The organism is Anaerovibrio sp. JC8 (assembly GCF_002100115.1).
Lineage (GTDB): Bacteria > Bacillota > Negativicutes > Selenomonadales > Selenomonadaceae > Anaerovibrio.
Genome location: NZ_ANBM01000004.1, coordinates 1 through 19,876, shown reverse-complemented (window position 1 = coordinate 19,876; position 19,876 = coordinate 1). Strand labels below are relative to the sequence as shown.

18 protein-coding genes are annotated in these 19,876 nt (G+C 46.7%); 14 read left to right on the top strand and 4 right to left on the bottom strand.

All coding sequences use genetic code 11. The features are described from left to right. Positions 1 to 6 precede the first annotated feature (6 nt). From rpmJ to truA, 10 genes are all read left to right on the top strand, one after another. Positions 7 to 120: a 50S ribosomal protein L36 gene (rpmJ, locus tag D081_RS04355; RefSeq protein ID WP_058965281.1), complete on the top strand. Its 114-nt coding sequence runs from the start codon at positions 7 to 9 to the stop codon at positions 118 to 120. Positions 121 to 142: 22 nt separating this feature from the next. Beyond that, the gene (gene rpsM, locus D081_RS04350) at positions 143 to 511 is read left to right on the top strand and encodes a 30S ribosomal protein S13 (RefSeq protein WP_085022920.1); all 369 of its coding nucleotides are present in this window, start codon (positions 143 to 145) and stop codon (positions 509 to 511) included. Between the two features lie 12 nt (positions 512 to 523). Continuing rightward, positions 524 to 916: a 30S ribosomal protein S11 gene (gene rpsK, locus D081_RS04345; protein WP_027397572.1), complete on the top strand. Its 393-nt coding sequence runs from the start codon at positions 524 to 526 to the stop codon at positions 914 to 916. A gap of 17 nt (positions 917 to 933) precedes the next feature. Then, positions 934 to 1,527, top strand: a complete 594-nt coding sequence (gene rpsD, locus D081_RS04340) for a 30S ribosomal protein S4 (protein WP_027397573.1) — start codon at positions 934 to 936, stop codon at positions 1,525 to 1,527. A 65-nt stretch (positions 1,528 to 1,592) separates the two neighbouring features. Next, positions 1,593 to 2,588, top strand: coding sequence for a DNA-directed RNA polymerase subunit alpha (locus tag D081_RS04335; RefSeq protein ID WP_085022919.1), 996 nt, complete (start codon positions 1,593 to 1,595; stop codon positions 2,586 to 2,588). A 39-nt stretch (positions 2,589 to 2,627) separates the two neighbouring features. Further along, the gene (gene rplQ / locus D081_RS04330; RefSeq protein WP_085022918.1) at positions 2,628 to 2,969 is read left to right on the top strand and encodes a 50S ribosomal protein L17; all 342 of its coding nucleotides are present in this window, start codon (positions 2,628 to 2,630) and stop codon (positions 2,967 to 2,969) included. A gap of 144 nt (positions 2,970 to 3,113) precedes the next feature. Further along, positions 3,114 to 3,944, top strand: coding sequence for an energy-coupling factor transporter ATPase (locus D081_RS04325; RefSeq protein WP_085022917.1), 831 nt, complete (start codon positions 3,114 to 3,116; stop codon positions 3,942 to 3,944). Further along, entirely contained in the window at positions 3,935 to 4,798 is an 864-nt protein-coding gene (locus D081_RS04320; protein WP_085022916.1) for an energy-coupling factor transporter ATPase, read from the top strand. The genes D081_RS04325 and D081_RS04320 overlap by 10 nt, the downstream gene beginning before the upstream one ends. Next, the gene (locus tag D081_RS04315) at positions 4,792 to 5,592 is read left to right on the top strand and encodes an energy-coupling factor transporter transmembrane protein EcfT (protein WP_085022915.1); all 801 of its coding nucleotides are present in this window, start codon (positions 4,792 to 4,794) and stop codon (positions 5,590 to 5,592) included. The genes D081_RS04320 and D081_RS04315 overlap by 7 nt, the downstream gene beginning before the upstream one ends. A gap of 24 nt (positions 5,593 to 5,616) precedes the next feature. Next, positions 5,617 to 6,399, top strand: a complete 783-nt coding sequence (gene truA / locus D081_RS04310; protein WP_085022914.1) for a tRNA pseudouridine(38-40) synthase TruA — start codon at positions 5,617 to 5,619, stop codon at positions 6,397 to 6,399. Between the two features lie 121 nt (positions 6,400 to 6,520). Here the strand turns inward: truA and D081_RS12615 are convergent, their stop codons facing one another. Further along, positions 6,521 to 6,685 carry a hypothetical protein gene (locus D081_RS12615; protein WP_158087553.1) on the bottom strand — a complete coding sequence of 55 codons (165 nt, stop codon included), beginning with the start codon at positions 6,683 to 6,685 and terminating at the stop codon, positions 6,521 to 6,523. A 416-nt stretch (positions 6,686 to 7,101) separates the two neighbouring features. Between D081_RS12615 and D081_RS04305 the strand changes: the two genes are divergently transcribed. From D081_RS04305 to phnD, 4 genes are all read left to right on the top strand, one after another. Then, positions 7,102 to 11,343, top strand: coding sequence for a 2-hydroxyacyl-CoA dehydratase (locus tag D081_RS04305; RefSeq protein WP_085022913.1), 4,242 nt, complete (start codon positions 7,102 to 7,104; stop codon positions 11,341 to 11,343). 74 nt (positions 11,344 to 11,417) lie between these two features. Further along, positions 11,418 to 12,647: a DUF445 domain-containing protein gene (locus D081_RS04300; protein WP_085022912.1), complete on the top strand. Its 1,230-nt coding sequence runs from the start codon at positions 11,418 to 11,420 to the stop codon at positions 12,645 to 12,647. After that, the gene (locus D081_RS04295; RefSeq protein WP_085022911.1) at positions 12,644 to 13,882 is read left to right on the top strand and encodes a DUF445 domain-containing protein; all 1,239 of its coding nucleotides are present in this window, start codon (positions 12,644 to 12,646) and stop codon (positions 13,880 to 13,882) included. Before D081_RS04300 ends, D081_RS04295 begins: the two co-directional genes overlap by 4 nt. Before the next feature lie 54 nt (positions 13,883 to 13,936). Continuing rightward, positions 13,937 to 15,862: a phosphate/phosphite/phosphonate ABC transporter substrate-binding protein gene (phnD, locus tag D081_RS04290; RefSeq protein WP_085022910.1), complete on the top strand. Its 1,926-nt coding sequence runs from the start codon at positions 13,937 to 13,939 to the stop codon at positions 15,860 to 15,862. 83 nt (positions 15,863 to 15,945) lie between these two features. Here phnD and D081_RS04285 read toward each other — a convergent pair whose 3' ends face one another. From D081_RS04285 to murQ, 3 genes are read right to left on the bottom strand one after another with little or no spacing between them, the layout of a single operon-like run. After that, a complete protein-coding gene (locus D081_RS04285; RefSeq protein WP_085022909.1) occupies positions 15,946 to 17,025 on the bottom strand; it encodes a DUF871 domain-containing protein in 1,080 nt (359 codons plus the stop codon). Between the two features lies 1 nt (position 17,026). Then, entirely contained in the window at positions 17,027 to 18,421 is a 1,395-nt protein-coding gene (locus D081_RS04280) for a PTS transporter subunit EIIC (RefSeq protein WP_085022908.1), read from the bottom strand. A 16-nt stretch (positions 18,422 to 18,437) separates the two neighbouring features. Then, entirely contained in the window at positions 18,438 to 19,352 is a 915-nt protein-coding gene (gene murQ / locus D081_RS04275) for an N-acetylmuramic acid 6-phosphate etherase (RefSeq protein ID WP_085022907.1), read from the bottom strand. Positions 19,353 to 19,876: the final 524 nt, after the last annotated feature.

Here is a 19,876-nt window from a genome sequence, read left to right as displayed (position 1 = left end):
AACGCAATGAAAGTTAAACCATCGGTTAAACCAATTTGTGAAAAATGCAAGGTTATTAAGCGTAAGGGTCGTGTAATGGTTATTTGCGAGAACCCAAAACATAAACAGAGACAAGGATAATTAAGAAGGAGGTGCTTGATGTATGGCACGTATTGCCGGTGTAGATTTGCCACGTGATAAGAGAATTGAGATTGCATTAACATATATCTATGGTATTGGTCTTACCACTTCTCAGAGACTGTTGAAGGAGACTGGTGTTAACCCAGATACCCGTACCCGTGATCTGAGCGAAGACGAGGTTATTAAGCTTCGTGATATCATCGATAAGCAGGTAGTAGTAGAGGGTGACCTCCGTCGTGAGCAGTCCCTGAATATAAAGCGACTCGTTGAGATCGGCTGCTATCGTGGTCGTCGTCATCGTATGGGTCTTCCTGTACGCGGACAGAACACAAAGAATAACGCACGTACCCGCAAGGGCCCTAAAAAGGCTGTAGCTGGTAAGAAGAAGTAAGGAGGAGTTAGAGTGGCAGTTAAGAAGTCTGTACGTCCTAAGAAAAAGGACCGTAAAAATATCGAATTTGGTGTTGCTCATATCAGCTCCACCTTTAATAATACTATCGTTACCTTGACCGACAAGAACGGTAATGCACTTTCCTGGGCAAGCGCTGGCGGCCTCGGTTTCCGTGGTTCCAGAAAGAGCACTCCATTCGCAGCTCAGATGGCAGCAGAGGTTGCTGCAAAGGCTGCTATGGAGCATGGCTTGAAGCAGGTTGATGTTTACGTTAAGGGTCCTGGTGCTGGCCGTGAGGCAGCAATCCGTTCCCTGCAGGCAACTGGTCTTGAGGTTAGCATGATTAAGGATGTTACCCCAATCCCACACAATGGTTGCCGTCCACCAAAGCGTAGAAGAGTATAATGGGAGGTGCAAACTAAATGGCAATTGATAGAGTACCAGCACTGAAGAGATGCCGTTCCCTCGGTATCGAGCCAGGTGTTATTGGTCTGAATAAGAGTTCCAACCGTCAGCCACGTCGTACCCGCGGCAAGGTTTCCGAGTACGGTGTACAGCTGAAGGAAAAGCAGAAGGCAAAGTTCATTTACGGTGTACTGGAGAAGCAGTTCCGTTCTTACTATAACAAGGCAAAGAAGATGCAGGGCATCACTGGTGATAACCTCATCAGCCTTCTCGAGAGAAGAATCGACAACGTAGTATTCCGTCTTGGTCTTGCTTCTACCCGTAAGCAGGCTCGTCAGCTCGTTCGTCATGGTCATATCACTCTGAACGGCAAGCGTCTGGACATTCCATCCGCTCTCGTTGATGTAAATGATGTTGTAGCAGTTTCCGAAAAGGCTCGCTCCAACGCTTTCTTCAAGGAGCTGGCTGAGTCCAACAGCGCTCTGAGCGTTCCAGCATGGATTACTGTAGGTTCCGATAACTTCACCGGTACCATCAACAGATTCCCTGCTGCTGATGATTTCGATATCCCTGTTGACAGCCAGGCTATCGTCGAGTTGTACTCCAAATAATATCTGTGTATTAATTGTCGTATTTGTACATATATGCATTGATTTATTGAGGAGGGCAATTCCAGATGATCGAAATCGACAAGCAGAAGATTGAGATTCAGATAGAGGAAATCAGTGAGGACGGCCGCTACGGTAAGTTTATCTGCGAGCCTTTGGAGCGTGGCTATGGCATTACCCTTGGTAACAGTCTCCGCCGCATACTCCTGTCCTCTTTACAAGGTGCAGCAATTACCGCCATCAAAATTGATGGTGTGTTGCATGAGTTCTCCACAGTTCCAGGTGTGCGTGATGATGTTTCCAACATCATCCTTCACCTTAAGGAGCTCTGCCTTAAGATGCACAGCGATGAACCTAAAACTATCCGCATCGAGGTTAAGGGCGAGAAGGAAGTAACAGCAGCTGATATTATTCATGATGCTGATATTGAGATTCTTAACCCGGACCTGCATATCGCAACTGTTAACGAAACAGGTTCCCTTAATATAGAGATGACTGTAGAGCATGGTCTTGGCTATGTTCCAGGCGATAAGAATAAGAAACCTGATCAGGCTATTGGTGAGATTCCTATTGACTCTATTTTCTCCCCTGTACGCCGTGTTAACTACAGAGTTGAAGATACCCGTGTGGGTGACACTGTCGATTATGACAAGCTGACCATGGAGGTTTGGACCGATGGCTCCATTACTCCTGAGGAAGCTGTCAGCAAGGCAGCAGGTATCCTGATTGCAAGACTGAAGCTCTTCAGCAATCTGATTATTGATACCAAGCCTGCAGCAGTAGCTGATGCGATTGAAGCTGCTGGTGAAGGCATTGATATGAATGATGCCCCAATCCTTGACAAGAAGGTTGAGGAGCTCGAGCTGACTGTTCGTTCTTATCACTGTCTGATGAGAGCTGAAATCAAGACAGTTCGTGACCTCATCAACAAGACTGAGGCTGAAATCATGAAGGTTCGTAATCTTGGTAACAAGTCCTTGGTGGAAATCAAGAACAAGCTCCAGGAGTTGGGCCTTTCACTTAAGGAAAATGATGGTTCTGCTGATGATTTGGCAGATGACTGATTGACATTTCGAGATTAGATATAGGAAAGAGGGAAATAAATGGCTTACAGAAAATTAGGTCGTAACTCCAGTGCCCGTAAGGCACTGTTCAAGAGCATTCTGACTTCCTTCTTCAAGCATGAGCGCATTGAGACTACCGAGGCTAAGGCCAAGGAGATCAGCGGCCTTGCAGAACAGCTCATCACTCTCGCTAAGCGCGGTGATTTGGCTGCTCGTCGTCAGGCTCTTGCTCAGCTTGCTGATGAAGATGTTGTTAGAAAGCTGTTCAGCGAAATCGCTGAGCAGTGCAAGGATCGTCAGGGCGGTTATACCCGTATCCTGAAGCTGGGCCCACGTCGTGGTGACGCAGCTCCAATGGTTATCCTTGAGCTCGTAAAGTAATTTACAGCTAAGACATATGAAAGAGACATTCCTTATGGAATGTCTCTTTTTTGTTGCCTTGGAAGGCAATATTAATGTCAACCTCCGGTAGTAATTGCGTTAACGAATGAAAAAACGTATAATATAAAACTAGAGGTGTTTTGCATGAGCTTTATTGAATGCATTGATTTAACCCATATATATAATGCCGGGATGGAAAATGAATACTTGGCAGTAGAGAATGTTAATATAAAGATTAATGAAGGGGAGTTTGTGGCCATATTGGGCACAAACGGGTCCGGCAAGTCCACTCTGGCCAAGCATTTTAATGGCCTGCTTCTGCCCACGTCGGGCAAGTGTATAGTGGATGGTATGGATACCACGGATGAGAGCCATACCTACGATATACGCAAGCAGATAGGCATGGTATTTCAGAATCCGGACAACCAGATTATTGCCGCCATTGTGGAGGATGATATTGGCTTTGGGCCGGAAAACATCGGCCTTGACCCCCATGAGATACGCCGTAATGTAACGGCGGCCCTTAGGGCAGTGGATATGGAGGAATTTCGCAGCTTTTCACCACATCATCTTTCCGGCGGCCAAAAGCAGCGGGTGGCCATTGCGGGGGCTTTGGCCATGAATACCAGATGCCTTGTTCTGGATGAGCCTACAGCCATGCTGGATCCCAGAGGACGCCATGAGGTTATGGATACGGTGTCCCGCCTTAATAAGGAGCGGGGTATCACCACCATTTATATTACTCATTTTATGGAGGAAGCGGCCCTGGCAGACCGGATATTTGTCATGGACCAGAAGCACTTGGTGGCAGATGGTACTCCACGGGAGATATTCAAGGATATAGGCAGTATGAAAAAACGGGGGCTGGCTGTGCCTATGGCCGCGGAGATGGCCTACAGACTGCAGCAAAAGGGCGTTAAGATAACGGAGTCCATTATTAATACAGAGGATTTGGTGAAGGCATTATGTCAATAGAATTAAAGAATGTATCCCATGTATATATGCCCAAGACTCCCTTTGAACGGCTGGCTCTGGACGATATAACCCTGACCATTCCGGAGGGGGTAATAACCGCCATTGCGGGTCATACTGGCTCCGGAAAGTCCACTCTCATTCAGCACTTCAATGGCCTGTTGAAGCCGGCCGCGGGCAGTGTCCTTGTGGATGGGGTGGATATCAGCAGGAAAAGCAATGAGGCAAAGACAGCCCGCCGCAAGGTGGGTATTGTGTTTCAGTACCCGGAATATCAGCTTTTTGAGGAAACCGTGGCCAAGGATATTGCTTTTGGCCCAACCAACATGGGCTGTTCTGAGGAAGAGACATTGGAACGGGTAAAAAAAGCCATGGAATTCGTGGATTTGGACTATGATAAGTACGGTAAACGCTCCCCATTTCAACTGAGTGGCGGTCAGAAGCGTCGGGCCGCCATAGCGGGTATTTTGGCCTTGAAACCAAAGTATCTGGTATTGGATGAACCTACAGCGGGGCTGGACCCTAAGGGGCGGGAGTCCTTGATGGACAAGTTTCGGAAGCTGCACAAGGCGCAGGGAACCACTATCGTGCTGATATCCCATAATATGGATAATATTGCCAGCTATGCTGACAATGTAATTATTCTTAATCGGGGGAAGGTAACCCTTGAAGCACCTCCGGCGGAAGCCTTTTCAAAAACGGAGGTAATCCGTCAGGCGGGTCTTGAGCTGCCTGAGGTCAAGTCTATCATGAATGAACTGGCGGCCAATGGTCTGGCTATTGAGAATGATGCCTTTACCATGGATAAGGCTGTACAGGAGATAACGGAAGCATTAAGGAGGGCGGGAAAATGTTGACAGATATTACCCTGGGACAATATTTCCCCGGAACCTCGCCCCTTCACAACATGGATGCACGGGTGAAAATTGTGCTGCTGTTTATTTACATAGTAGCCATTTTTCTCTTTGATAATCATGTCAATTACGGCATTATGACGGCAGGAGCCCTGGGGGCAGTGATACTGTCCAGGCTGCCGGTGGGTATGGTATTGAAATCCATCAAGCCCTTGTGGTGGATTATTCTCTTTTCCTTTGGCATTCATCTTTTCAGTACTCCGGGGGAACCTATTTTCAAGGTGTGGAATTTTGCCATGACCAGGGAAGGCATAATACAGGGCTTTATCATCAGTCTACGGTTGGTATTGATGATTATGGTTTCCTCCCTGCTGATGTTTACCACGTCACCCTTAAAGCTGACAGATGCTTTGGAGTCGTTAATGTCACCATTAAAGAAAATCGGCTTTCCTGCCCATGAGCTGGCCATGATGATGACCATTGCCATGAGGTTTATTCCAACACTGTTGGAGGAAACGGACAAGATAATGAAGGCCCAGCAATCCCGGGGCTCGGATATTGGGGATGGAAACTTTCTCCAGCGGGCCAAGGGGATGATACCTATATTGGTACCATTGTTTATTTCAGCCTTCAGGCGGGCCGACGAGTTGGCCATTGCCATGGAAGCACGGTGCTATCAGGGTGGTGTGGACCGGACCCGCATGAAGCAGCAGCGGCTTCATGATATAGATTTTTGGGCCGGGGGAATTTTTGCCCTGTTTTTGGTGTCTTTGATTGCTGTACAGATAATATTGTGATGCTAATAATATAAAGGATGAAATATGAAGCCGGAGCATAAGGATATAATGAAGGCGCGCAAGCGCAATATAAGGCTTACGGTGGCCTATGACGGCACTAATTACAATGGCTTTCAGCGGCAAAATCCGCCTGCCATTGCGGTGCAGAATATTTTGGAGGACAGACTTCAGAAGGTCTTTGGGGACACAGTGGAGCTGGCCGCATCCGGCCGTACTGATGCCGGGGTTCATGCCCGGGGGCAGGTGGTGAACTTCTTTACCGATGGTTCCATTCCTGTGGACAGGGTACCACGGGCGGTGAACAGCATATTGCCACCGGATATTGTGGTACTGGAGGCGGCGGAGGCTGACCGGGAATTCAGTGCCCGCCACAGTGCTGTCAGCAAGATTTATAAATATCGTATTCTGCAGGGGGATATTCCCGACCCCTTTGAGCGTAATTACAGCTGGAATATCCGCAAGGAACTGGATATAGAGTCCATGAAGGCCTGTCTTGAGCTTATCAGGGGTGAGCATGACTTCAGTGCATTTCGGGCGGCTGGCGGGCCACCGGTAAGTCCTGTCCGCAATATCTATGAAGCATCCCTGGCTGTTCAGCAGGGAGGCCGCATAGTGGAGCTGACCTTCCATGCCAATGGTTTTCTTTACCACATGGTAAGAAATATTGTAGGTACTCTGGGTAATGTGGGATTAGGCTGGAAATCCGTGGAGGATTTTAAGAGGATAATGGCCTCCTTGGATAGAACTCAGGCGGGAGCTACCGCTCCGGCCCAGGGCCTTTATCTGGAGCAGGTTTTTTATGAGTAATTTTTTGGAGCTTCTGTGTGTTATATGCAGAGGCTCCATTTCTCTTTCGTGCAAGGATAAGCCATAAAAATAAAAGGACAGTCAAAACGACTGTCCTTTTTTGTGTATATCCTATTACATATTACGATCGACAAGCACCCGGGAATGAATCAATGGATGTATTCAGCTTTTCCTGAATACTGTCCAGCATTTTGTCAACCTGCTTCATTTCATCCTTCATTCCCCGGACATCAAGCAAACAGCTATGAATCTGTTCGCCTAAGGCATAGTAATCTTCGAAGTTCATATTTACCTCCCCCAACAATCCCTCTATAGGTTTGATTATATACTAATCGAAAAATTATTCAAATATCATAAGTGGAAAAAGATTTTTTCTAAAAAGAAAATAGTGGCAGTAAAATTTGCTGACACCATAAAAAGCTAATATAACAAAACAGATGTCATATAGTACTTTATTTAAACAGAAAATTGATAAAATACAGTATGATTAAATATAAGGATTTTTCCTTAGAATGGAAAAATTAGAACAACTGAGTTATAACAAGACATGATGTTTAAGTGGGTCTTGTTGAAACTCTAAATAGGTAGATTTTTCCATAGAATGGAAAAATTAGAACAACTGAGTTATAATATACATTAGGGTAAGTAGGCCTGTTTTTAGGCAGGCTTTTAGATAGTTTTGTGTTCTCAGGTGGTGAAAGAATGAATACTCTTTTACGGGTTGGAATTGATGTTGGTTCAACCACGATTAAAGTAGTAGTTCTCAACAAGGAACGGGAGTTGATTTACAAGAAATATGCCCGGCATTTTTCTGAAATCAATTCTGTTTTAAAAGAAAACCTTCATGCATTAAGTAAGGTCATCGAAGACAAGACGTTTTCACTGGCCCTTACTGGTTCGGCCGGTATGGGTATAGCGGAGCGGATTGGTCTGCCTTTTGTTCAGGAGGTTATTGCCTGTGCTTCTGCTGTAAAGTCTCTGATTCCGTGCACTGATACAGTAGTGGAGCTGGGGGGAGAGGATGCCAAGGTTACTTATTTTGGCGAGGCACCGGAGCAGCGTATGAATGGGGTATGTGCCGGTGGTACAGGTTCCTTTATCGACCAGATGGCTTCTCTGCTGTCCACGGATGCTCAGGGCCTTAATGCTTTAGCGGAAAAGGGCAAGCAGATTTATACCATTGCCTCCCGCTGTGGCGTATTTGCCAAGACAGATATTCAGGCTTTGATGAATGATGGCGCTTCCAAGGCCGATATTGCCCTGTCCATTTTCCAGGCAGTGGTGAATCAGACCATCAGCAATCTGGCCCAGGGACGGCCTATTGATGGCAATGTGGCCTTTTTGGGTGGTCCGCTGCATTTTTTGCCGGAGCTGAAGAAACGGTTTATTGAAACCTTGAAGCTGGCCGAGGAAAATGTGGTGAAGGTTGTAGAGGGAAATTACTTTGTAGCTGTGGGTGCGGCCATGAGCGAGGAGGCTCGGCCGGTAGAATTCAGTGAGCTCACGGATAGTATTAAAAAGGCTGAGGAGGTTTTGGCATCGGAAAGCCGTCAGGCCGATTTTGTCCTTTTTGAAAATGATGCGGATTATGAGGAATTTAAGGTCCGTCACGATAGGGACAGGGTACCAAAGGCTGATATGGCCAGCTATAAGGGGCCTATATATGTGGGTATAGATGCAGGCTCTACTACTACCAAGCTGACGGCTATTGGCCAAAATAAGGAGCTGCTGTATACCTCTTATGGCAGCAATCACGGTTCACCGCTGAATACAGTGGTGCAGGAAATGAAAGAGCTTTATGGGGCCATGAACCAGGACTCCTATATCGCCTCTGTTACCACTACGGGCTATGGTGAAGCTATTGTCAAGGCGGCCCTGCATGCAGATAATGGCGAGGTAGAGACTTTTGCCCACCTTCGGGCGGCCCAGGAATTTTGTCCGGAAGTGTCCTTTGTATTGGACATCGGTGGTCAGGATATGAAGTGTTTCTATGTCAATAAGGGCAACATTGGCAGCATCACCCTTAATGAGGCATGCTCTGCCGGTTGCGGCTCCTTTATAGAAAACTTTGCCCAGAGCCTTAATATGACAGCGGGAGAATTCGCGGCCAAGGCACTGGAGTCCAAGGCTCCGGTTGATTTGGGCACCCGTTGTACAGTATTTATGAATTCCAAGGTAAAGCAGGCCCAGAAGGATGGGGCTGCAGTAGGGGATATTTCCGCCGGCATTGCCTTGTCAGTCATAAAAAATGCATTGTTTAAGGTAATGCAGCTGAAGGATGTCAGCTCCTTGGGGGAGCATATTGTGGTTCAGGGCGGTACCTTCTACAATGATGCAGTTCTGCGTTCCATGGAGCTCCTGCTGGAGCGTAATGTTATCAGACCGGATATTGCGGGCCTTATGGGGGCCTATGGGGCAGCGATCTTGTCTCTGGAATCCGGCAGTCAGCAGTCCAGTATTTTGCCACTGGAGGAGCTGGAGAGCTTTACTGTAAAGAGCAATTCCTTCCGCTGTCAGGGCTGTGGCAACTCCTGCCAGGTTACAGTGCAGATATTCCCGGATGGGGGACGTTACTTCACCGGAAACCGCTGTGAGCGGGGAGCTGGCAAGGAACGAAAAGAACGAAAGGCAGCCAATATTTATCAATTTAAATATGACAGGCTGTTTAATCACTATAAGCCGCTAAAGGAAGCTCCACGGGGTAAAATTGGTATTCCGCGGGTTCTCAACATGTACGAGGATTATCCGTTCTGGTTTACCTTCTTTACGGAATTGGGGTATGAGGTGGTATTGTCCAGTGAATCCTCGGCTCAGCTGTACTATAGCGGTATGGCTACAGTACCGTCGGATTCCCTGTGCTATCCTGCCAAGCTTGTTCACGGCCACGTAATGGATTTGGTGGAGCGGGGAATTGATAAGATATTCTATCCATGCCTGCCATATAATATGACCGATGACCAGCATCCATCTGATAATCATTTCAATTGCCCTGTGGTGGCCTCTTATGCGGAAAATATCCGTGGCAACATGGATATTTTACAGGAAAAGAATGTAGAATTTCTGGAACCATTCCTGCCAATCAATGACAAGAAAAAGATGGTCAAGCGCCTTTATGAGGAGCTGGGGCATGGTGAGGGCCTAAAGAAGTCGGCCATTGCCAAGGCGGCAGAAATGGCTTACGCAGAGCTGGACTCCTATCGGGAGGAGGTGCGCCAGAAGGGTGCCGAAATTCTGAAGGAAGCAGAGGCCAAGGGTCAGCACGTTATTTTGCTGGCGGGCCGTCCTTATCATGTGGATCCGGAGATAAATCACGGCATTCCGGAGATGATTCAGAGCTATGATTTGCCGATTATTTCCGAGGACGCAGTTTATCATATGCCGGTTAAGTCGGAGCCACTGAAAATTGTCAACCAGTGGAGCTATCATGCCCGGCTTTATCATGCGGCACACTATGTGGCAGAGCATGACAACGTAACACTTATTCAGTTCAGCTCCTTTGGATGTGGACTGGATGCCCTGACCACCGGCCAGGTGAAGTCCATTCTGGAGGACCATGAGCGTATCTATACCATGATTAAGCTGGATGATGTAAGCAATTTGGGGGCAGCCCGTATTCGCCTGCGTTCCCTTATTGCGGCCTTGGCCCGTCGCAAGCCGGTGGAATATCAGCAGCTGGAAATTTCCGAGCGTCCACGGTTTACGGAGGAGTGCAAGGGTACCCATACCATTCTGGCACCGCAGATGGCTCCAATTCAGTTTGAGCTGTTTGAGTCGGTGCTGAACAAGCATGGCTACAATGTCATCATTCCTGAAATGCCACGGAGTGCGGTGGATGTTGGGCTGAAGTTTGTTCATAACGATATGTGCTATCCGGCCATCGTTGTCATTGGCCAGCTGATAAATGCCATTCAGCAGGGCAAGTGTGACCCGAACAATACATCCATTATGCTGTTCCAGACCTGTGGTGCCTGCCGGGCCACCAATTATATCAATGTGTTGCGCCAGGCATTGAAGGATGCGGGTTATCCTCAGGTTCCTGTATTTGCCTGCTGGGGCCTGGAAACAGATGCCTTCCATTTTGATAGGGATAGCCTGACGGACGCCATTAAAGCGGCGGTATATGGTGATGTTCTCATGAATGTGAAGAACCGCACCAAGCCTTATGAGCTGCACATTGGTGACAGTGATAGGCTGTATGCCCAGTGGATGGAACGCTGCAAGGCGGACCTGAACGAAAAGAAGGGCAGCTACAAGCGGTTCTCCAATAACATCAAGGCTATTGTGGAGGATTTTGAGGCTGTTCCAATAGATGAAAATATGTGGAAGCCAAAGGTTGGCATTGTAGGTGAGATTCTGGCCAAGTACCATCCGGTGGCCAACAACCACATTGAACGTCTCCTTTACGAGGAGGGGGCTGAGGTGGTTATGCCTGACTTTGTGGACTTCTTTATGTATTCCGCTTATGATGCGGTTGTGAAACGGGAATTGCTGGATGGTAAGCTGAAGAGCAAGCTGATATCCCAGATGTTTATCCAGCTTATGGAGTTTTATCGTCGCCCGGTGCGGAAGGCCATGAAGCACAGCAAGCGGTTTACACCGCCTCATACAATTAAGGAAATTGCCCAGATGGCCAAGGAACACGTGTCCTTGGGCAATATGGCCGGCGAGGGATGGTTCCTGACCGGTGAAATGGTTAAGCTGATAAAGAACAACGTGCCGAACGTGGTATGTCTGCAGCCATTTGGCTGTCTGCCAAACCATATTACCGGCAAGGGGGTTATTCATGAGCTGCGCCGTCACTATAAGGGAGCCAATATTCTGGCCATTGACTGTGATGCCGGGGCCAGTGAGGTTAATCAGATGAACCGCATCAAGCTGATGCTGTCGGTAGCCAAGGAAAGAGGACCACGGGCCGAGGCTGATGGCTTGTCGAAAAAAGCATAGATTTAAGTGCTGTCCAGGGGCAGGTGAAAATGGACATCTTCCCCGGACAGCATTTTGAATTGTCGAGGTAATCAATGAAGAAGAAATATAAAGCAACAGTGGCACTGGCCATAAGTGTTCTCGGGGCGGGGGCAACCATGTCCTGGCCATCAGCTTATGGCTTTTGGGGCGGTATGCTGCACAACGGTTTTTTGGCCGCCACCATCGGCGGCATGGCGGACTGGTTTGCTGTTACCGCTATTTTTAGAAAGCCACTGGGCATTTCTTATAAAACGGAAATAATCATAAGAAACCGGCAGCGGATTATGGACGCAATAGTGGAGTTCGTAGGCCATGATCTTTTAAGCACAGAAAATGTCATGCAGTTTGTCAACAAGCAGGATGTGGCAGAGCTGTTGGCCCGTTACATCGATGCCCAGGGCAAGGAACGCCTGTCTGTGCTGGCAGAGGAAACTGCAAGGGTAATAATCAGGGATATTGATACCCTAACCATGGCAAAAAGGGTGACTCCGTTTATTAAGGAAACAGTGGATGGAAAAATTATTCCTGCCGTTTCCAATGATATAATGGAGCGCCTTTCCAACAGGGAAATATCTGATGTTATACTTAGGTGCCTGCTGGATGCTGGCGAGGATATCCTTAAGGAAGAAGCCCTTGCCTCTATTTTGAGGGAAAATGTGGGAGAATTTCTAAAAAAATACGAGGGAGACGGTATGGGCCGCGGTTTCGTAATGGGGCTCATGGGCATTGACAGGGAAAAGGTTACGGGACTGCTGCTTAATAAAGCTGGGAACTGGATTGACTCTGTGCGAAATGATGAGGAAAAGTGGCAAAAGCTTTCTCAGTGGATGCTGGAACGGATGCAGCTGCTATGCCAAAATCAAAGACTCAGGGATAATCTTGAGGAGAAGCTTTGTGGATTATCCTCGGAGGAAAGGATAGAGGCTATGGTAAATAACTATCTTGCGGGTGTTATTTCCAGCCGTGAAATCGGTGACAAGGTCCATAAGGCGGCTCAGGATTTTCTGGAAAAATTTGTGGAAAACCATGAATGGAAGCAGAAAATGGACACGGTTATCAAGGCGTGGATGGCAAAGGAGCTGGAGAACAATCATCACACCATTACCAATATGATTGAGGAACGCCTTAAGGGGCTTTCCGATGAGGAATTGGTGGAGTTTACCGAGGAGAAGGTGGCTGATGATCTGCAGATGATTCGTATCAATGGCTCTGTGGTTGGCTCCCTGGCCGGCATGGCTTTGTATATTGTAGTTTATTTGGCAGGGCAGGTGATTCATCCATGATTTGGAAGAACTGGAACAAGGCCGATAAAACCCTGCTTGGGGCGGCGGCGATATTCTTCTTTACCCTGTGCCTCCACATTGAATATCCTGATAATCTTTTTGCCAAGGGGTTGCTTTTTTGTGCGGAGGCTGCACTGGTGGGTGGTATTGCCGACTGGTTTGCAGTAACGGCCCTTTTCAAAAAGCCTTTGGGGTTCCCATATCATACAGCTATTCTGCCGAGACGGCGGGAGGCCTTTGTGGAAGCTACAGGAAAAATGCTGCAGAAGGAATTTTTTTCCAAGAAGAAGCTCTTGAACAAGGCCAAATCCATTGATTATTCCGCAAGGATTATGGAATGGCTTACCCTGGAGGAAAACCGTGACAAGGCGGCCAAATGGCTTCAGACCCTTCTGGCGGAAAATATAAATGGCATAAAGATACTGGCGGCCAATAAGCTGGATGAGTGGCTGAACAGCCCCGCTATGGGTGAAAAGCTTATGGAGGAGCTGGGCCGTGGCACTGAAAACAGCGATGTTGTGGAGCGTCTGGCTGATGAATTTATTAAGGGCGCAGGCCGTTATGTATCTCAGGACGGTTTTAAACAGGTCCTGGGTGATTATTTGGACAATTATATAGAAGGAAAGCTTGACAACCCCATGGCCAAGATGATGATGGCAGGGGCGCAAAGCTCCAATCTTGTTAATGTAGAGGAGGCGGCAGAGCTTACTCAGCAACAGGCCGTCAAGCTTTTGGAACAGCTGGCAACCAATGGTAGTCATGAGCGACAGGCGGTTTTAGCTTCATTAACAGAAGTAGTAAAAAAGACCCTAAATAATTTTGAATTAAAGCAGGAATTCTCCACCACTTGGTCGAAAACTAAGGAAGAGACTTTTTATGTAAGGAATTCTGTGGCCAAAATTGATTTTGTTGGGGGCAGTGAAGAAGGCAAAATCATGTATTGGCTGGCGAGATTATTGATTGATACCTTTTGGAAGCTACTTGAAAACAAGACGGGTATCAATGACTTTGTCAATGATACAGTGTATGGTATTACCGGGCGTGGTGCCCTTCAGGCACAGGAGATGCTGGGTGATATTTCAAGGGATGTGCTTGGAAGCCTAACGGACGACCAGATGAACCATCTGATTTACGACAAGGCAGAGCCTGATTTGCTGTGGATCAGGATGAATGGTTCCATAGTCGGTGCAATAATAGGCTTGTGTATTTTTTCAATATCATGTATTTTTATATAGTGAGTCTTGCTAATTATTAGCATTTTAAAAGGATAAAAAGGGGCGAGTAAGGGAATGAAATCAAAACTTATTTTATGCCAGGTGCTTAGTGCAGCTGTTGGTTGCGTCATCGGTTCACTGATAGGCGGTGGCCTTGGCGTAATAGTTGGCATTGTGGTTGCGGGAGGCATTGGTGCAGCCGGTGTTAATGCCATCGTGAAGGGTGATGAACAGGTCGTTTCAAAGCCTGTCAGCAGACCAGCAGCAAGAATTGCCAAGGAAAGCAGCGCTGTTGTACGGGCAGACAAGCCAAATGTAGACATGCTGGGTATTTCAGAGGAAATGGCCTATGCGTCTCAGCAACTGTTATGGGGTATTGGCCAGTTTAGAAATACTTTGGACAAGCTGGATAAATTGGCATTGTCCATTAGCTCCAAGAGCCAGGGAAATGCCAGCAGCCTGGAGGAGGCTTCCGCCAGTGTTATGGAAATTGCCGGTTCTGCCCATAATGTGTCTGATACTGCTATCTCCAGCTTGGAGCAGTGCAAGGAATCTTCTTCCTTGGCTGAACAGTATCGTGATTCCATTAATGAGGTAAGTCGGGCTATCAATAATGTTGGTGAAGTGGTACAGTCTGCGGTAGCTGATATTGATGAGCTGAATGTGGCCTCTGAGAAAATTGAAAACTTCGTTGAAAAGATTCGTGGTATTGCCAGCCAGACAAATCTGCTGGCGCTGAATGCGGCTATTGAGGCTGCCCGTGCCGGCGAGCATGGTAAGGGCTTCGCCGTAGTAGCAGAGGAAGTTAGAAAGCTGGCTGCTGAAAGTGAAGAGACCACCAAGGAAATTGAGGAAATCGTAAAAGAAATCACCGGTACTACCTCCGGTGTTACCAAGAGCATGCGCGAGGGTTCCCAGCGCCTTACTTCTGTTGAAACCATGGCAGCTGAATCTTCCGCAGCTATGGGTGAAATGGTTAACAATATCCGTACCATTGAAAGTGTGGTAAGCTCCCTTAGTGACATGTCCAACAGACAGTGTGCAACTACTGATGAAATGGCCAAGGTTATTGAGAGCATCGGACAGGCTACTGTTGATATTGCCGGCAATACCCAGGAGACCAGCTCTGCGGTTAGCCATCAGCTGGCAAGTCTGGATGAAATCGGTGAATATGCCAAGTCTCTCCTGAATGTTAGTGATAACCTCCAGAAGGTGGCTGTACAGTTCAAGAGCAAGGATGAGATTATCTTCGCAGTAAATCCGTTCACTGCTCCGGAAAAGATTCGGGCAAGCCATATGCCAATTCTTGCTGAGGTAGCCAAGAAGATTGGCCTGAAGGCAAGAACCATTATTGTAAATGATTATGAAGCATTGGGCAGCGCCCTGAAAAATAATCTTGCTGATGTGGGCTGGTTCTCCCCGGCGGCTTATGTATCTGCCAAGAGTACTACCAATATTACTCCTTTGGTAACTCCAAAGGTAAACAATGCAACTAATTATACTGGTTACATCATTACCAAGAAGGGCAGCGGCATAAAGACCCTCAACGATTTGCAGGGCAAGTCCTTCGGTTTTGTTGACAAGAAGTCTGCTTCCGGCTATGTATATCCAAAGGCAGCTCTTATTGAAAACGGCAAGAACCCTGATACCTTCTTTGGCTCTACCAGATTCCTGGGCAGCCACAACAAGGTTATTGAGGCCGTATTGAACGGTGTAATTGAGGCCGGTGCTACATATTCCGAGGCATTTGAGCAGGCTGGTGCCAATGCAGCCAACAATCTGGATATTATCTTCATGACTGACCCTATTCCAAAGGATGCTATTGCAGCAGGTCCTGGTGTAGATCCGGAGATTGTTAAGCAGCTGACTCAGGCCTTTGAGCGCATGAATGACAGCGATGCAGCTGTCGGCAGCATCATGAAGGGCGTTAAGATTAACGGCTTCGTAAAGGCCAAGGATGGAGACTATGATGTAGTCAGAAAGGCTGCAGCTCATAGCTAATCCATTGATTTGAGCAATTTAAAAGGGATAAAACCAATCCGCCTGGCGGTTAGGTTTTATCCCTTTTTTGTTATAACAAATACTTAAAATACGAATTTGAAGGCTTTGCCTGGAGTAAGATATTTGATAAGCTGTTTTTCATCATTGGACAGGGAGGCCACAATGTTGACTCGGTGATCGGCCTGGAGGAAGCTCTTTATGATCTGCAGCTCCCCCTGATAACGGCCGTAGTTTTCATTATCAAGGGTAACATAGCCAACATTTCGTGGACCGCAGTTGTCCGCTTTTATGGTTATATTGGCCTCCTGCACATATCTTCGGCTTTCCTGGGTACGGATTACGTCACGTGCCTCGTCAGGACGGGTGGTAAAGGATTTTTTCAGGATATCTATAATGTCCTCATCTGTTGTCCAAGGCTCAGGACGAAGCAGGATGGCATCAGTATCGGAATAGGCCCCCAATAATTCCAGCTCCCTGTCACTTGGCAGGGAATCACCCACAAATACGGAGTCAATGCCTATAGCCAACAGATGACGCAGAGAAAAATCAAAGCTGGTTTTGCGGTGCATTTCCAGAGTAGGAAGCCCGGCAAAGATTGGTGAACGTGGACGATGAAGGCTCGGAATAAACGCACTCACCTTAATGCCATATTGATGTAAGAGACAGGTCTTATTATAAACGAATTCTTCAGAAAGCCCCGTATTTTCCCGGGGGAAGAAATTGTGCATGGCTTCCAGCTTTGTCATGTCTGTACCGGAAGATTTCAGCTTATCCAGAAATTCTCCGGTGACGGTGGAGGCGTTAAGCTGCAGCCTTATGCCAAGGTCATTCTGGCTCATAGTAATAATGTCGTCGGTAGTGAAACCGTCATCGAGTCGCAGAGTGTAGATTCCCAGCTCAGCAAAATTATTGAGGGAGAATCCAGCAATGCCCAAAGTCTTCATGGCACGCGGAGATACGTCGGAGATAACGTCCATATTGCATTCTTTGGCTGTATCAAGAATCTCTTTAAGTTCAGCCTTTAAAACTTCAGCATTAGTCTCAGGAATGTGCAGGGAGGTAAAAATCCGCTTAATCCCGGACTGGGATGCTTTTTTTATAAGTGCAATGTTTTCATCAAAATGGTTATCAAGACCGAGATAAACTGAAATTCCATTACTCATATTACTCTTCTTCCTCCTCAGGGTCATCAAAGCCTATAATCCATGTGGCAATGAAACCACCTATATATGCCACTACAAGACCAACAAGATAAACAGGGATATTGTTAGTGGTGGCAGCCAGAGGCAACCCGGAAATACCCATGGCAGAGGCTCCTACCATAAATGCCGCCTGTACGGCACCGCCGAAGGCACCGCCAATGCAGGCTCCGATAAAAGGCTTGCCCAGGGGCAGGGTAACACCGTAAATAAGTGGTTCGCCTACTCCCATTATACCAACAGGCAGGGCAGAGAGAATGGTTTTTTTGAGAAATTTATTTTTTGTTTTTACATAGACAGCAATGGAGGCACCAATTTGGCCACAGCCGGCCATAGCCAGAATAGGCAGGAGAATAGTAACACCATATTCAGACAAAAGCTGGGCATGAATAGGAGTCATGGTCTGATGAATCCCAAGCATGACCAGGGGCAACCATATTCCGCCAAGTATAAAGCCGGTAATAACGCCACCCTGTTGAATGGCAGTAGTAGCTGCCATTCCGATGCCTTCTGCAATGATCTGTCCTACAGGCTGCAATATAAATATGGCAGTCAGACCACCAATAAGCAGAACAAGCAATGGCGTGAGAAACAGGCTAAACATTTCAGGAATGATTTTTTTCAAATAACGTTCCAGAAGAGCTCCCAGAATAGCCACCATAAGGACTGCAATTATACCACCACGGCCCGGCACCAGATTATTTCCCATAAGATTAATATTGGCAAGATTTGGATGGCTTAGAACAATGGCCAAAATGGCACCCATGGTGGGAGATCCGCCAAATTCCTTGGCTGCATTGTAGCCCACCAGGATATTTAAGCCAAAGAAAATAGCATTACTCATAACTGTCAGCAGCTGAATAATAGGCCAGCTGGTCAGTTCCGGATTAATCTTGAAGGATATTCCCAAAATTCCGGTCAGCAAGCCACAGGCAATAAAACCGGGAATCATAGGGATAAAAATATTTGCAATACGCTTGGTCAGCAACTTAAATGGAGTGGCATTCTTTGCCCGGATTTGTGCATGAAGCTCCTTGCCGTCACCAATGGAAGGTTTTTTAATATCTCCACTCTTGGAGGAGAATGCCTCAATATTATTACTGGAAGCTTCATTATCCATCAGAGCAGTAAATTCGCTGAATACGTTATCCACTCTGCCAGGGCCCAGAACAATTTGCAGCTCTGCCTCATTAATATTGATGCCCATAACACCCTGTATTTTTTTTATGGCATCCGTATCAGCCTTGTCATAATCCATTAGCTTTAAACGGAGTCTGGTCATGCAGTGGGTAACATCGGTAATGTTATTCTTCTTGCCTACTTTAGTGTATATTTGTTCAGCAATTTCCTTGTAATCCATGTGGTACCTCTCTATGTTAATTATCAGATTTTGGCAGCTTCTTTAAGGCCATGCCGATATAGCCTTCAGATTCATCCAGCAGTTTTTTGGATGTTTCAATTGATTCGCCGGAAATAATATGGAAAATAGCCAGCTTAGCCTTGCCCTTTGCCTCTTTTAAGGCTTCAACTGCAGTTTCACGGTCGCAGTCCGTAACCTCCATGACAATTCTGGTGGCCCGTTCAGTCAGTTTATTGTTGGAAGCCTTTACATCCACCATTAAATGGCCGTACACCTTGCCCAGCTTAATCATGGTGCCGGTGGATAACATATTGAGCACAAGCTTTTGGGCGGTGCCTGCCTTAAGGCGGGTGGAGCCGGTAATAACCTCCGGTCCCGGCTGTACTACAATAGCATAATCAGCCGCTTTTTCCATAGGAGAATCTGGGCTGCAGGTAAGAGATACGGCAGTGGCCCCGATTTCTTTTGCATAATTAATGGCAGACAAGGTGTATGGAGTGCGGCCGGAAGCAGCAATGCCCACCAAGACATCCTTGTCGTTGAAGCAGTATTCGTTTAAATCACCACGGGACAGCTCCAGGGAATCCTCAGCACCTTCAACAGCCTTGAAAATAGCTGGAGTACCGCCGGCGATAATGCCCTGTACCAGCTCCGGATTTGTGCCGAAGGTAGGGGGACATTCCACTGCATCAAGAATGCCAAGACGTCCTGAGGTTCCGGCACCTATATAGAAAAGACGGCCACCGTTTTTCAGCCTCTGGGCAATGATATCAACCACCTGGGCTATAACAGGCAGGGCCGGCTCAATGGAGCTGGCCACCTTATGATCCTCCTCATTAATTGTTTTCAGCATTTCCAATGTGGAAAGCTCATCAATATGAGCAGTAGATGGATTGGCCTGCTCAGTAGCAATTTGTGATAAATTAATCATTAAGTAATAGTCCTCCGTTTTGGGCCTGCATTAAGGCCACAAAGATACCTTCAATTATACTATTAAAAGGCTTACATATGGTAGCTGTTTTTGTTAAAACATAGCTATTGATGGAAGAATTTGTAACTGAAAAACTAAAAATAAGCAATAATAATGTTGACAATGAGGTAATAAACGTGTAATATAGGACAAGTCGTCACCCGATGCGCAGAGATGGACAGCAAAGGTGAAGACGAATGAATAACTTCATAGCGAAGTCTGAAATAATTTTAAAAAGTTGTTGACAAGGCTTTGGAAAAGAGTTATATTATAAAAGCTGACTCACGAAGTAAAAGCTTCTGAGAAAAGCATAGTGTTCTTTGAAAACTAAACAATGCAATAAGGAATCATGCACACATGATTCAAGCCAGATGATGGTACTACTTTTCATAAAGTAGTAAACATACAAGTTTGTGCAACAAACTGAAATTCCTTTATTACAAAGGTAATTCTAGAAACTTTTAGAGCCATTCAGGTTCTTCGAA